At 71.2% G+C, this 13,152-nt stretch carries 11 protein-coding genes; 5 read left to right on the top strand and 6 right to left on the bottom strand.

Annotated features, from left to right (window positions below; genetic code table 11):
- Positions 1 to 162 precede the first annotated feature (162 nt).
- From ACFWI9_RS27880 to ACFWI9_RS27870, 3 genes are read right to left on the bottom strand one after another with little or no spacing between them, the layout of a single operon-like run.
- The gene (locus ACFWI9_RS27880) at positions 163 to 1,140 is read right to left on the bottom strand and encodes an NAD(P)-dependent alcohol dehydrogenase (protein ID WP_387166119.1); all 978 of its coding nucleotides are present in this window, start codon (positions 1,138 to 1,140) and stop codon (positions 163 to 165) included.
- On the bottom strand, positions 1,137 to 1,370 hold the full coding sequence (locus tag ACFWI9_RS27875) for a helix-turn-helix transcriptional regulator (protein WP_387166117.1): 234 nt from the start codon (positions 1,368 to 1,370) through the stop codon (positions 1,137 to 1,139). The genes ACFWI9_RS27880 and ACFWI9_RS27875 overlap by 4 nt, the downstream gene beginning before the upstream one ends.
- Positions 1,364 to 1,792 carry a hypothetical protein gene (locus ACFWI9_RS27870; protein ID WP_387166115.1) on the bottom strand — a complete coding sequence of 143 codons (429 nt, stop codon included), beginning with the start codon at positions 1,790 to 1,792 and terminating at the stop codon, positions 1,364 to 1,366. The genes ACFWI9_RS27875 and ACFWI9_RS27870 overlap by 7 nt, the downstream gene beginning before the upstream one ends.
- 619 nt (positions 1,793 to 2,411) lie before the next feature.
- Between ACFWI9_RS27870 and ACFWI9_RS27865 the strand changes: the two genes are divergently transcribed.
- Positions 2,412 to 3,242 carry a CAP domain-containing protein gene (locus ACFWI9_RS27865; protein WP_387166113.1) on the top strand — a complete coding sequence of 277 codons (831 nt, stop codon included), beginning with the start codon at positions 2,412 to 2,414 and terminating at the stop codon, positions 3,240 to 3,242.
- 132 nt (positions 3,243 to 3,374) lie between these two features.
- Here ACFWI9_RS27865 and meaB read toward each other — a convergent pair whose 3' ends face one another.
- The 3 genes from meaB to ACFWI9_RS27850 are packed head-to-tail and all read right to left on the bottom strand — an operon-like array spanning position 3,375 to position 8,483.
- Entirely contained in the window at positions 3,375 to 4,379 is a 1,005-nt protein-coding gene (gene meaB / locus ACFWI9_RS27860) for a methylmalonyl Co-A mutase-associated GTPase MeaB (protein WP_387166111.1), read from the bottom strand.
- Positions 4,380 to 4,392: 13 nt separating this feature from the next.
- Positions 4,393 to 6,600, bottom strand: a complete 2,208-nt coding sequence (gene scpA, locus ACFWI9_RS27855) for a methylmalonyl-CoA mutase (protein WP_387166109.1) — start codon at positions 6,598 to 6,600, stop codon at positions 4,393 to 4,395.
- Positions 6,600 to 8,483, bottom strand: coding sequence for a methylmalonyl-CoA mutase family protein (locus ACFWI9_RS27850; protein WP_387166107.1), 1,884 nt, complete (start codon positions 8,481 to 8,483; stop codon positions 6,600 to 6,602). The genes scpA and ACFWI9_RS27850 overlap by 1 nt, the downstream gene beginning before the upstream one ends.
- A 300-nt stretch (positions 8,484 to 8,783) precedes the next feature.
- Here ACFWI9_RS27850 and ACFWI9_RS27845 point away from each other — a divergent pair, with 300 nt between their 5' ends.
- From ACFWI9_RS27845 to ACFWI9_RS27830, 4 genes are all read left to right on the top strand, one after another.
- A complete protein-coding gene (locus tag ACFWI9_RS27845; protein ID WP_387166105.1) occupies positions 8,784 to 9,635 on the top strand; it encodes a nitroreductase/quinone reductase family protein in 852 nt (283 codons plus the stop codon).
- Positions 9,636 to 9,939: 304 nt separating this feature from the next.
- The gene (locus ACFWI9_RS27840) at positions 9,940 to 10,359 is read left to right on the top strand and encodes a YciI family protein (RefSeq protein ID WP_387166103.1); all 420 of its coding nucleotides are present in this window, start codon (positions 9,940 to 9,942) and stop codon (positions 10,357 to 10,359) included.
- A 77-nt stretch (positions 10,360 to 10,436) separates the two neighbouring features.
- Positions 10,437 to 11,666: an RNA polymerase sigma factor gene (locus ACFWI9_RS27835; protein WP_387166123.1), complete on the top strand. Its 1,230-nt coding sequence runs from the start codon at positions 10,437 to 10,439 to the stop codon at positions 11,664 to 11,666.
- 118 nt (positions 11,667 to 11,784) lie between these two features.
- Positions 11,785 to 13,068, top strand: a complete 1,284-nt coding sequence (locus ACFWI9_RS27830; RefSeq protein ID WP_387166101.1) for a YncE family protein — start codon at positions 11,785 to 11,787, stop codon at positions 13,066 to 13,068.
- The last annotated feature ends 84 nt before the right edge of the window (positions 13,069 to 13,152 follow it).

Raw genomic sequence — 13,152 nt, 5'->3', positions numbered from 1 at the left:
TGGCCGCCCTCGGCGGCCAGGCGAGCGGCGGGAACTTCGGCTACCGCATCTCCGGCTGACGGCTCACGGCTGACACCTGCCGGCGGTCACATGTGACGTGACGCCGGCACGTGACCTCCGTCGGCCGGGGGCAGCCGGGCACCCGCCCCGGCTGCTCCCGGCTCACACGGAGATCACCGTCTTGCCCCGGGCATTGCCCCGCTCCAGATGGCGGATCACCTCGGGTACCTCGCTCAGCGGGTGCGTCCGGTCGATGACCGGGCGCACCTTCCCCGCCTCGATGAGGCCGCGCAGGACCTCAAGATCCGCCGACCGCTCCACCGACACCAGACCGCGCAACCGCTGCCCGGTGAACGGCGACAGCAGCACGGCCCGCAGCACCCGGTCCGTACCGCCGAGCCAGCGGCCGCCGCCCTCGCTGCCGACGATGACCAGGGTGCCCCGGGGAGCGAGCGCGCGGCGCAGCCGGGTCAGGGACCGGTGGCCGGCCGTGTCCACGATCACGTCGTAGCGCCCCGCCGAGGGGAAGTCCTCGCGGGTGTAGTCGATGACCTCGTCCGCGCCGATCGACCGCACCAGCTCCGTCTTCGCCGTGCTGCACACCCCGGTGACGAGCGCCCCGTACGCCTTCGCGAGCTGCACCGCGTACGTCCCGACGCCGCCTGCCGCGCCGATGACCAGCACCCGCTGCCCCGGCCGGACCTGTCCCACGTCGCGTACGGCCTGGAGTGCGGTGACCCCGGAGATGGGGACGGCCGCCGACTCCTCGAGGCTGAGGTTCGTGGGCTTCGCCAGCAACCGGTCCTCGGGTGCCCGTACGTACTCGGCGAAGGCTCCCTCGCAGAAGCCGAACACCTCGTCGCCCGGCCGGAACCGGGTCACCCCGCCGCCGACCGCCTCGACCAGGCCCGCGACCTCACGGCCCCTGACCCGTTCCTTCGGTGCGCGCAGCCCATAGCCCATCAGGCGCACCAGATAGGGCCGGCCCCGCATCAGATGCCAGACGCCCGCGTCGACGGCGGCGGCGCGTACCCGTATGAGTACGTCCTGCCCACCGATCGCCGGGTCGGCCGGCTTGTCGATCTCCCTGAGCTCCAGCACGTCGGCGGAGCCGTACACGTCCTGCACGATGGCTTTCACAATGCCTCTCCCGGACTGTCGGGGTACTGGAACACCTCGTCGAGCGGCACCCCGAAGACCCGGGCGATCTGGAACGCCAGCTCGAGCGAAGGCGAGTAGCGGCCCTTTTCGATGGCGAGGACGGTCTGGCGGGTCACGCCGATCCGCTCGGCGAGCTCCATCTGCGTCATCTCGCCGTGTGCGAAGCGCAGGGCTCGGATCGAGTTGGTGACGCGGGTCGGTTTCACCACGGCTGGAAGCCCCGTCGGTAGGCGGCGATCTTCGCCAGGGAGCCGAGGACCGCCGACAGCACGAAGGCCAGATAGATCGTGTTGGCGATCCAGAAGTAGTCCGCCTCGGCCATCGCCATGACCAGCGCCGCGACGGCCCCGATCACCAGGAACGACTGCCCGGTGTACTCCCCGAAACGATGGATCTCCCGGTCCCGCTGGTCCTTCCCCCGTTCGTCCCGGGGCGAGGTGAGTGCCGCCGCGACACTGAGCGCTATCGAGGCCGCGATGGAGCCGCCGACGGTCCACAGCAGCGCCGGTACGTACTCCACATCCGCGAGCGGTGTGTGCTCAGCCCGCCCCAGCACCAGGGCCAGATACACGCCGTAAGCGGCGATCGCGACCACTCCCAGGATCCAGGCGCGTTTCTCCTCGATGGCCATGGCGATGCCCTCCCGCCGTCGTGGTGTCAAAGAAACTTAACACTCGGAATGTAAGAAGAAGACAACATCAAGTCAAGAATTATTTACATCCCCCCGGAAGCAATCCACCGCACCCGTGGTTCGCGCATGCAACGCCACCGGTACCGTCCGAGCGCCGCCCGGGGACGCCGCCGCACCGCATCCGGTTCCCCTCACACCGGCCCATTTCCGGCCGAACGCGTGACATCACTCACGCGATCCCACCCCACTAGGACGACCGGTAGTAGATGGCGTCAGGTAGACATAAGGATATTTGTCCGTCTTGACCCACTCCCCTCTCGCACCGTCTTCGATGCCATTCGGCTGGCTCGGGCCTTTCGCCCGTTTCGCGGGCGCATAGGTGTTACTGACGGAGCAACAGGTCCTGGCGGGAGCCCCTGCCCGCGGGCCAGCACGCCCGTACGCCCCTGGCAAGAGCCGTCCAACCCTACGAGCCGGGGTAGTACCGACACTCGTTGCCCTGCGCTGGCGGCGCTTCTAAGAATGGCGACCGCAAAGGCGTCCCCGCAGCTCAGGCACAGGTTCCGTGCCCGGGTTGGCCGCTCACGGGGACGCTCCGCGCACAAGAGTGAGGTCACACATGAGCAAGCACCGCAGGAAGACGTACTACCGAAAAATAACGATCGCGGCAGTCGCGGTGGCGGCAGTAGGTGTGCCCTCAGCCGCCATGGCGTGCATGGACCAGCCGGGCGGTCGGCCTGAGAGCCGGCAGAACCAGTGGCAGGGCGACGGCGACGACTGGAAGACCGCCGCTTCCAATCAGCGGTGGAACTGGGACGGCTCCCACGAGAAGTGGTGGGACAAGAGGAAGGGCGCGGAGGGCCAGGAGAGCCAGGAGTCCGCCGCCCCGTCCGCCGCCCCCTCCGAGCCTTCCGAGCCCTCCGAGCCCGCTGAGGCCACCGGCGCGCCGAAGCCCACCGCTTCGAAGCCTGCCTCGAAGCCGGCTTCCAAGCCCGCCTCGAAGCCCAGCGCCACGAAGACGGCCTCCCCCACGCCGTCCAGCCCCTCCGCCTCCGAGTCCGCCGCCCCGGCTTCCGGTGACGTCGCCCGCATCGTGGCCCTCGTCAACGCCGAGCGCAGCAAGGCCGGATGCTCGGCGGTGAAGCTGAACGCCAAGCTGAGCAAGGCCGCCCAGGCGCACAGCGAGGACATGGCCTCCCACAAGAACATGTCCCACACGGGCTCCGACGGCTCGAACCCCGGCACCCGGATCACGCGCGCCGGCTACAACTGGAGCACGTACGGCGAGAACGTCGCCTACGGGTACGACTCCCCCGAGAGCGTCATGCAGGGCTGGATGGACAGCCCCGGCCACAAGGCCAACATCCTCAACTGCGAGTTCAAGGAGATCGGCGTCGGCCTCGCCCAGCCGAACGACTACTGGACGCAGGACTTCGGCACGGCCCGCTGACCATGTGACCTCAGCGCGCAAGGCCCCGGCACCTGACCGCCGGGGCCTTCGCCGTGCCTGCCCGCGCCTGTGCTCAGGCCGCTGCCGTGCTCAGGCGCCCGGTACCGGGGCCTTCGCCGTGCGAGAAAGGGCTCAGGCGCCCCGCGCCTGGTCCTCCGACGCGCCCCCGAACGCCCCCAGGATCCGCTCCGCCGCCAGCGTCGCCGTCAGCTCCCCGTCGCGCACCTGCCGCTCCAGTACGGGCGCGAGGGAGCGTACGAGCGGGTGGGAGTGGAGCCGGCCCAGCAGCTCGTCCCGCACCATGCTCCAGGCCCACTCCACCTGCTGCTCAGCGCGCTTGGCAGCGAGCCTGCCGCCCGCGTCGAGCAGAGTGCGGTGCTGCTCCAGACGGTCCCAGACCGTGTCCAGGCCGGTCGACTCGCGGGCGCTGCAGCTCAGCACCGGAGGGGTCCAGGCGGCGTCCGCCGGATGCATGAGACGCAGTGCGCCCGCCAGTTCACGGGCAGCGGCCCGCGCGTCGCGTTCATGGGGGCCGTCCGCCTTGTTGACCGCGATGACATCGGCCAGTTCCAGGACGCCCTTCTTGATGCCCTGGAGCTGGTCGCCGGTACGGGCCAGGCTGAGCAGCAGGAAGGAGTCGACCATCCCCGCGACCGTGGTCTCGGACTGGCCGACGCCGACCGTCTCCACCAGCACCACGTCGTAGCCCGCCGCTTCCATCACGACCATGGACTCCCTGGTCGCCTTGGCGACACCGCCCAGCGTGCCCGCACTCGGCGAGGGCCGGACGAACGCCGCCGGGTCCACGGCGAGGCGTTCCATACGGGTCTTGTCGCCGAGGATCGAACCGCCGGTGCGGGTGGACGAGGGATCCACGGCCAGCACCGCGACCCGGTGGCCCAGGCCGGTGAGCATGGTGCCGAAGGCGTCGATGAAGGTGGACTTGCCGACTCCGGGCACCCCGCTGATGCCGATCCGCCGTGCGTCGCCGGTGTGCGGCAGCAGTTCCGTCAGCAGCCGCTGGGCGAGTGCGCGGTGGTCCGGGCGGGTGGACTCGACGAGAGTGATGGCGCGGGCGATCCACGCCCGCTTCCCGTCGAGTACACCCTTCACATAGCTGTCGATGTCGATGGGCATACGCCGGCAGCCGCTACAGCTCGGGGTGGCCCAGCGCCGCGCCGAGCCGCCGCACCAGGTCGTAGGCCGCGTCCGGGATGACCGTGCCGGGCGGGAACACAGCCGTCGCGCCCATCTCCAGCAGCGCGGGCACGTCCTGCGGCGGGATCACCCCGCCCACGACGATCATGATGTCCTCGCGGCCCTCCTCCGCGAGCTGCTCGCGCAGCGCGGGAACGAGGGTCAGATGGCCTGCCGCCAGCGAGGAGACGCCCACCACGTGCACGTCTGCCTCGACCGCCTGCCGGGCCACCTCGGCGGGCGTCTGGAAGAGCGGGCCGACGTCCACGTCGAAGCCCAGGTCGGCGAAGGCGGTCGCGATCACCTTCTGGCCGCGGTCATGCCCGTCCTGCCCCATCTTGGCGACGAGGATGCGCGGGCGGCGGCCCTCCGCCTCCTCGAAGCGGTCGACCAGGGCGCGTGTGCGGTCCACCGACGGGGACTCCCCTGCCTCATTGCGGTACACACCGGAGATCGTCCGGATCTGGCTCGCGTGCCGCCCGTACACCTTCTCGAGGGCGTCCGAGATCTCACCGACGGTCGCCTTGGCGCGGGCCGCGTTCACGGCCAGCTCCAGCAGGTTGCCCTCGAGACCGGGGCCCGAGCCCCGCCCCGCGGCCTCCGTCAGCGCCCGCAGCGCGTCCTGGCAGACGGCCTCGTCGCGCTCCTCGCGCAGCCGCCGCAGCTTGGCGATCTGCTGGGCGCGCACCGAGGAGTTGTCGACCTTGAGTACCTCGATCGCCTCGTCGTTCTCGACCCGGTACTTGTTGACGCCGATCACCGGCTGGCGGCCGGAGTCGATCCGCGCCTGGGTACGGGCCGCGGCCTCCTCGACACGCAGCTTCGGGATACCCGCGTCGATGGCCTGCGCCATACCGCCGGCCGCCTCGACCTCCTGGATGTGCTGCCAGGCCTTGCGCGCCAGGTCGTACGTCAGCTTCTCCACGTACGCGCTGCCGCCCCACGGGTCGATCACCCGGCAGGTGCCCGACTCCTGCTGGAGCACCAGCTGGGTGTTGCGGGCGATACGGGCGGAGAAGTCGGTCGGCAGCGCCAGCGCCTCGTCCAGGGCGTTGGTGTGCAGCGACTGGGTGTGGCCCTGGGTGGCGGCCATGGCCTCCACACACGTCCGCGTGACGTTGTTGAACACGTCCTGCGCGGTGAGCGACCAGCCGGAGGTCTGCGAATGGGTGCGCAGCGACAGCGACTTGGCGTTCTTCGGGTCGAACTGCTTGACCAGCCTGGCCCACAGCAGCCGGGCCGCCCGCATCTTCGCGATCTCCATGAAGAAGTTCATGCCGATCGCCCAGAAGAACGAGAGCCGCGGCGCGAACGCGTCCACGTCCAGACCCGCGTCCCGCCCGGCGCGCAGGTACTCCACACCGTCGGCGAGCGTGTACGCCAGCTCCAGATCGGCCGTCGCACCCGCCTCCTGGATGTGGTAGCCGGAGATGGAGATGGAGTTGTAGCGCGGCATCTTCTGCGAGGTGTACGCGAAGATGTCGGAGATGATCCTCATCGAGGGCCGGGGCGGATAGATGTACGTGTTGCGGACCATGAACTCCTTGAGAATGTCGTTCTGGATGGTCCCGGCCAGCTTCTCGGGCGGTACGCCCTGCTCCTCGGCGGCCACGATGTAGAGCGCGAGCACCGGCAGCACGGCGCCGTTCATCGTCATCGACACGGTCATCTTGTCCAGCGGGATGCCGTCGAAGAGCTGCCGCATGTCGTAGATGGAGTCGATGGCGACGCCGGCCATGCCGACGTCACCGGTCACCCGCGGGTGGTCGCTGTCGTAGCCGCGGTGGGTCGGCAGGTCGAAGGCGACCGACAGGCCCTTCTGCCCGGCGGCGAGGTTGCGCCGGTAGAACGCGTTGGACTCCTCGGCCGTGGAGAAGCCCGCGTACTGCCTGATCGTCCACGGCTGGTTGACGTACATCGTCGGGTACGGGCCGCGCAGATACGGCGCCACGCCCGGGTACGTGCCGAGGAAGTCCAGGCCCTCCAGGTCGCGGCCGGTGTACAGCGGCTTGACGCCGATGCCCTCCGGGGTCTCCCACAGCAGGTCGTCGACGCTGCTGCCGGTCGACTCCTTCACGGCCGCGCGCCACTGCTCCTCGGTGGCGGCCGGGGACGGCACCCCGGAGCCGAGACCGATCTCGGTGAAGTCAGGGATCTGCATTACGCCGCGACTCCCATGCGGTCGAGTACGGAGGACAGGACGCTCACCGCGTCGCAGCCCGCGAAGATATAGGCGTCGACGTCGGTGTACTCGCCGGGCTTCCCCGCGAGGAACACCCGCTCGGCACCAGCCGACTTGAGGGCCTTGGCGACCTCGGCAGCCTGCTCCCCGTACAGCGCGTCGCTGGAGCAGAGGCAGGCGACGGTCGCACCGCTGCGGGTGAAGGCCTCCGCCGCCGTGCCCGCGTCGACCGTGACGGGGTCGTGGACCGGCTCGACACCGCCCGCCTGGAAGAGGTTCGAGGCGAACGTGGCCCGCGCGGTGTGCGCCGCGGCCGTGCCGAGCGCTGCGATGAAGACCTTCGGCCGGGCGCCCGTGGCGGCGAGGTGCGCGTCGGAACGGGCGCGCAGCCCCTCGTAGTCCTCGTCGCGCCGGACCTTCGGCAGGCCCCCGGACAGTGCGGACACGGGCGCGGGCTCGCGCTCCACGGGCTTCTCGGCCAGATGCGGGAACTCGCTGACGCCGGTGATGGGTTCACGGCGGCTGGCCAGCTTCTTCTTGCGCTCCTGCCAGGTGGCCGCGAGCCGCTCACCGAGCAGGCCCGAGCGCAGCGCCGCCGCCATGCCGCCGGCGCGCTCCAGCTCCTGGAAGAACGCCCAGGCGGCTTCGGCGAGTTCACCGGTGAGCCGCTCCACGTACCAGGAGCCGCCCGCGGGGTCGGCGACCCGGCCCAGGTGCGACTCCTCCAGCAGGATCGAGGAGGTGTTGCGGGCGATACGGCGGGCGAAAGCGTCCGGCAGGCCGAGCTCGTGGTCGAAGGGCAGCACCGTCACGGCGTCGGCCCCGCCGACACCGGCGCCGAGTGCGGCGATCGTGGTGCGCAGCATGTTCACGTACGGGTCGCGCCGGGTCATCATCACCGGCGAGGTGACGGCGTGCTGGCGCTGCGCCCCCGCGTCGCCGGTGGCGCTGACCCCGCACACCTCGGCCACCCGCGCCCACAGCAGCCGGGCGGCGCGCAGCTTGGCGACGGTCAGGAACTGGTCGGCGGTGGCCGCGTAACGGAACTCCAGTTGGCGGCAGGCGGCGTCCGCGGTGAGTCCCGCCTCGGTGAGCAGGCGCAGATACGCCACGCCGGTCGCGAGGGAGGCTCCCAGCTCCTGGGCGGCCGAGGCCCCGGCCTCGTGGTACGGCAGGGCATCCACGGTCAGCGCCCGCAGCCCCGGGTAGTCCTGGTCGCAGCGCCTGGCCAGCTCCACGACAGCGCTGGTTTGGGGTCCGGTGTCACCGGGCTGCCCGGTGCGGGCCTGGTACCCGAGCGGGTCGGCGCCGAGCGTGCCGCGCGCCGCCTCGCGGGCGACGCCCTTCTCCTCGTACAGCCGCAGCAACTCGCGTGCGGCCGCGTCGGTTTCGGCTCCGGCGTCGAGCGCGACCGGGGCCAGGTCGAGGTAGACCCCTTCCAGGGCCTGGGCCATGCCGCTGACGGGCAGCCCGGAACCGCCGACGGTCAGCCAGAGCGAGGTGACACCGTTCTCCAGGTCGGCGAGGATCGCCTCGTTGGCCCGGGCGGGGTCGGAGAGCTCGTGGCGCTGGCGTACGTCCCAGCCGCCGGCCGGCCTGCTGCCGCGTACATACGGGGCGAAGCCCGGGTAGCCGCCGACGGTGCCGGCCGTGTCCGCGGCATCAGCCGTGCCGGCCGTATAGAGGGGACGGGCGACGAGTCCGTCTTCCAGCGCCGTCGAGAGCGCGTCCTCGGCCGCCGCGCCTGATACGTCCTTGCCCGATTTGCGCAGCACGCCCTCCACGAGGCGCTGCCACTGCTCATGGGTGGCGTCCGGGAATTCGGCGGCGAGCGAAAGCCCGTCATCGGGAACAAGGGTCATGCTCGGATGCTAGGTCAGGCCTGCGGATGAGCAGCAGAGGCGGCGTATGTGACCTTCCCCTCTGTGACCTCCTTCTCTTCCGGCGGAGCCGTCCGCATCAGCCGGAAATGGCGTTGCCGCGGCGTGTTCATCCCCGTAAGTTCGCTTTCGTGACTGCCGGGTCGGCCTTGGGCCACAAGCGAGTGGGGTACCCGGCCCTGGCGTGAGGCCGGGGCGGGCTAGAGGCCCGCCGCGCTCTTTCTTCTCCCTCCCCCCTTCAAGCACACGAAGCGAGAGAAGAAAGAGAGACAAGTCCCGCGCATGCAGAACGACTTCAATCAGCAGGTCATCGAGGAGTTCCGGGCGAACGGCGGAGTGGTCGGCGGCCCCTTCGAAGGTGGTCGGCTGCTCCTGCTGACCACCACCGGCGCCCGGACGGGCACCCGGCACACCACCCCGCTCGGCTATCTGCCGGACGGCGACGGCCGCGTCCTGGTCATCGCGTCGGCGGGCGGCGCACCGCGCGACCCGGACTGGTTCCGCAATCTCGTCGCCCATCCACGCGTCTCGGTCGAGGCCGGTGTGTTCAGGTACGAGGCCGAAGCCGAGGTCCTGACGGGCGATGAACGGGACCGCGCCTTCGCCCGCGCGGTCGAGAGCGACCCGGGCTGGTCCGACTACCAGGCCAGGACAGACCGGGTCATCCCGGTCGTGGCACTCCAGGAGATACCGGGCCCACCGGATATCGCGGCGCCGTCGTTCGGTGCCGCCGTGAAGGCGGTGCACGACGGGTTCCGCAGGGAGCTGTCGCTGATCCGCCAGGAGCTCGCCGGGCCCTTGGCTCCCGGGGGTGCCCCGCTGGGCGCTCAGCTCCGGGTGAACTGCCTGACGGCCTGCCAGGGGCTGCACAACCATCACACCGGCGAGGACGCCGGGCTGTTCCCGTTCCTCGCCGGGCGCCACCCGGAGCTGGCCCCCGTACTGGAGCGCTTGGGCCAGGAGCATCTGAAGCTCGCGGAGCTGCTCGAAGAACTGCGCGCCACCGTCACCGACGGGCAGCCGGACCCGGTGCGGGTGCGCGCGGAGGTGGAACGGCTCACGGCCGCGATCGAGGACCACTTCCGCTACGAGGAAGAGCACCTGATCCCGATGCTGGACGCGGCGGCGCCCTGAGCACCGCCTCCGCGGGGAGGGCGCGTCAGCCCTCCCGGCGGAGGTCCCCCGCGGGAGGGGCTTCGGCCCGCGTGACCAGGGCGAGCAGTCCCGGGAAGCGGGCGTCGAACTCCTCGCGGCGGCACCCCCACGGGCAAGCTGCTGCTGAACGCCCGGGCCGCGCACCCCGATCCGGAGCAGTGAGGAGCAGTCCCGCAAGCGCCGAAAAAAGTCTCCGGCGTGGTGTCGAGAAACCGCCGACGGCTCCGACGTCTCCTGCGAGAGTCGCCCACAAGGGGCGGCACACACCCGAGGGAGCGGAATCATGAAGTACCTGGTGATGGTGCAGGGCTCGCAGGCCGACTACGACGCGATGCGCGGGAACGGCTCCGAGCACAGCCCGGTCTGGAGCGAGAAGGACCTCCAGGCGATGTTCGCCTTCATGCAGGCCGTCAACGACGACCTCGCCGAGTCCGGGGAGCTGGTGGACGCCCAGGGCCTGGCCGAGCCTGTGCAGACCCGGTTCGTGCGGGCGGGCGACGACGGGCGGCCGGTGATCTCGGACGGGCCCTACAGCGAGACGAAGGAACTGCTCGCGGGGTACTGGGTGCTGGACTGCGAGAGCCTGGAGCGGGTCACGGAGATCGCGGCGCGCGTCGCCCAGTGCCCGGTCCCGGCGGGCTCGCCCGACTATCCCGTGGTCATCCGGCAGATTCAGGAGAGCGGCGGCGATCTGTGCACGTGAGCGGGCCGAGGCGGGACCCGGGCGCGGACAGCGGCGGTCCGGACCAGGACCCGGACCAGGGCACGGCCACCGAGGACCTGCTGCGGTTGCACGCGCCGCAGGTCCTCGGCGCGCTGGTGCGCCGTTACGGGCACTTCGCCGAGGCGGAGGACTCCGTGCAGGAAGCCCTGCTGGCCGCCGCGCGGCAGTGGCCGGCGGCAGGGGTGCCGGACAATCCACGCGGCTGGCTGATCAAGGTGGCCTCGCGCCGGCTGGCCGACCAGCTGCGCGCCGACGAGGCGCGGCGGCGGCGCGAGGAGGCCGCCGCGCGGCTCACCCCGAGGGACGGGCTGGCGGCGCCGCCTCCGGGCGAGAGCCGGGCACCGTCCGCCGACGACACGCTGACGCTGCTGTTCCTGTGCTGCCATCCCGCCCTGACGCCGCCCGCTCAGATCGCGCTCACCCTGCGGGCGGTCGGGGGTCTGACCACGGCCGAGGCCGCCCGCGCGCTGCTGCTGCCTGAGGCGACGGCGGCGCAGCGGATCAGCCGGGCCAAGGCGAAGATCAGGGACGTGCCTTTCCGTCCGCCGGGCCCCGAGGACCGCGACCAGCGGCTGGCGGCCGTACTCCAGGTCCTCTATCTGATCTTCAACGAGGGCTATACGGCCACCTCCGGAGCCGCACTCCAGCGCACGGACCTCGCCCATGAGGCGATCCGGCTCACTCGGGCGGTGCGCGCGCTGCTGCCGCGCGAAGGCGCGGTCACCGGGCTGCTGGCGCTCATGCTGCTCACTCAGGCTCGGAGCGCGGCCCGTACCGGCCCGCACGGGGAGCTGATCCCGCTGGACGAACAGGACCGGGGGCGCTGGGACCGCGCGGCGATCGCCGAGGGCACGGCGCTGGTCGAGGAGGCGCTCAGCGAAGGCCCGGCGGGCCCCTATCAGCTCCAGGCGGCCATCGCCGCGCTGCATGACGAGGCGGCACGGGCCGAGGACACCGACTGGCCGCAGATCCTCGCCCTCTACGACGTCCTCGTGTCCCGGGCCCCCGACCCCATGGCGGAGCTGGGCCGTGCGGTGGCACTCGCCATGGCCGAGGGACCCGAGGCCGGGCTGGCCGAGGTGTCCCGTCTGGAGCGCCGGTCGGCGGACGGGCCGGCGGACCGGCAACCAGGCCGTCACCGGCTGGAGGCGGTACGAGCCCATCTGCTGGAACGGTCGGGCGACGCGGTGGGCGCGAGGGCCGCGTACCAACGGGCCGCCCAGCAGACCCTCAGCATCCCCGAGGCGCGCTACCTCCGGATGCGGGCGGCACGGCTGGGACCGTGAGCGGGGGGCGGTGCGGCAGGAAGTCCGGTTCGACATCTGGTCAGGCGTCCCGGCCGACCAGTACTTTACCGCCGGTAACGCGTGTCTCCCTCCTGCCCCATGCCTCAGGAGTCCCTCTGTGAAGACAGCACATCCCTGCACTCTCGCACTCCTCGCCGCGTCGCTCGTGGCCGGTGCCGCCATCGCGCCACCGGCTGCCGCGCGCCCGGCTACGGCTGCCCGGGCCACCCCGGCGGCGTCCGGGGAAGGGCTCCGCGAGGTCCTCCTGGTCGGCAACAACTGGGAGGGGACGGCGGACGTCCTCGAATCCTCCGGGTCGCTGACGAAGATCGGCCGTATCAACGTCGTCCCCGACAAGGACGAGCGGATGCGGGAGATCTACCTGAACCCCGTGAAGCTGGCGTACTTCCTCGGTATCCGGCTGTCGGTCGGCGAGGGCCACGACCAGCTCGTGGACGACATGTACTCCACGCCGGACGGCTCGGCCATCGTCGTGTCCCGCCCGAGTTTCGCCGACGTGGTCTCGATCGACGTCACCACCGGCAAGATCAACTGGCGCTTCGCCGTATCCGGGTTCCGCTCGGACCACATGGCGGTGTCCCCGGACGGACGGCGCGTCGCCGTGTCCGCGTCCACGTCGAACACGGTGCATGTCCTGGATATCGAGACCGGCCGCCAGACGGGCTCGTTCAAGACCGGCGACAAGCCGCACGAGAACGTCTTCACGGCGGACGGCAAGCAGATCTGGAACTCGGCGATCGGCGAGGTCACCACCGCGCTGGACGATCCGTTCTTCGACTGGACCAAGGGCGACCGCAAGCTCACCGTCGTGGACGCGACCACGTACAAGACGGTGAAGGTCATCGACATGCGGCAGCGGCTCGACACGTTCGGCCGCAAGGACCTGTCGGACGCGGTGCGGCCGGTGGCCTTCACGCCCGACGAGTCGAAGGTCTACTTCCAGGTGTCGTTCTTCAACGGCTTCCTGGAGTACGACGTGGCCAACGACCGCATCCTCCGCGAGAAGGTGCTCCCCAAGAACCCGGCCACCAGCGAGAACCGCACCACCTGGGTCAACGACTCCCGGCACCACGGCATCTCGATGAGCCCCGAGGGTGACAAGCTCTGCGTCGCCGGCACGATGGACGACTACGCGACGATCGTGGACCGCGAGACCTTCCAGGAGGGTCCGCTCGTCCCGGTGTCGAAGCCGTACTGGGCGACGGTCAGCGGGGACGGGAAGTCCTGCGTGGTCTCCGAGAGCGGCTCGGACTCGGTCACGGCGATCGATTTCGCCACCGGCCGCGAGGTGGCGTCGGTCGCGGTGGGCGACCACCCGCAGCGGGTGCGGCTGGGGCATGTCCCCGCGGGGTGGAGGGGCGCAGCGGCCCTCGCCCGGTAGTGCGCGGGGGGGGGGGGGGGGGGCCGGCCCCCCCCCCCCCCCCCCCCCCCCCCGCGGCCCCCCCCCCCCCCCCCCCCCCCGCCG

Origin of the sequence: Streptomyces sp. NPDC127084, from assembly GCF_042724175.1 — a bacterium.
Taxonomy (GTDB): Bacteria; Actinomycetota; Actinomycetes; order Streptomycetales; family Streptomycetaceae; genus Streptomyces.
This window is presented reverse-complemented; position numbering and strand designations above follow the sequence as displayed.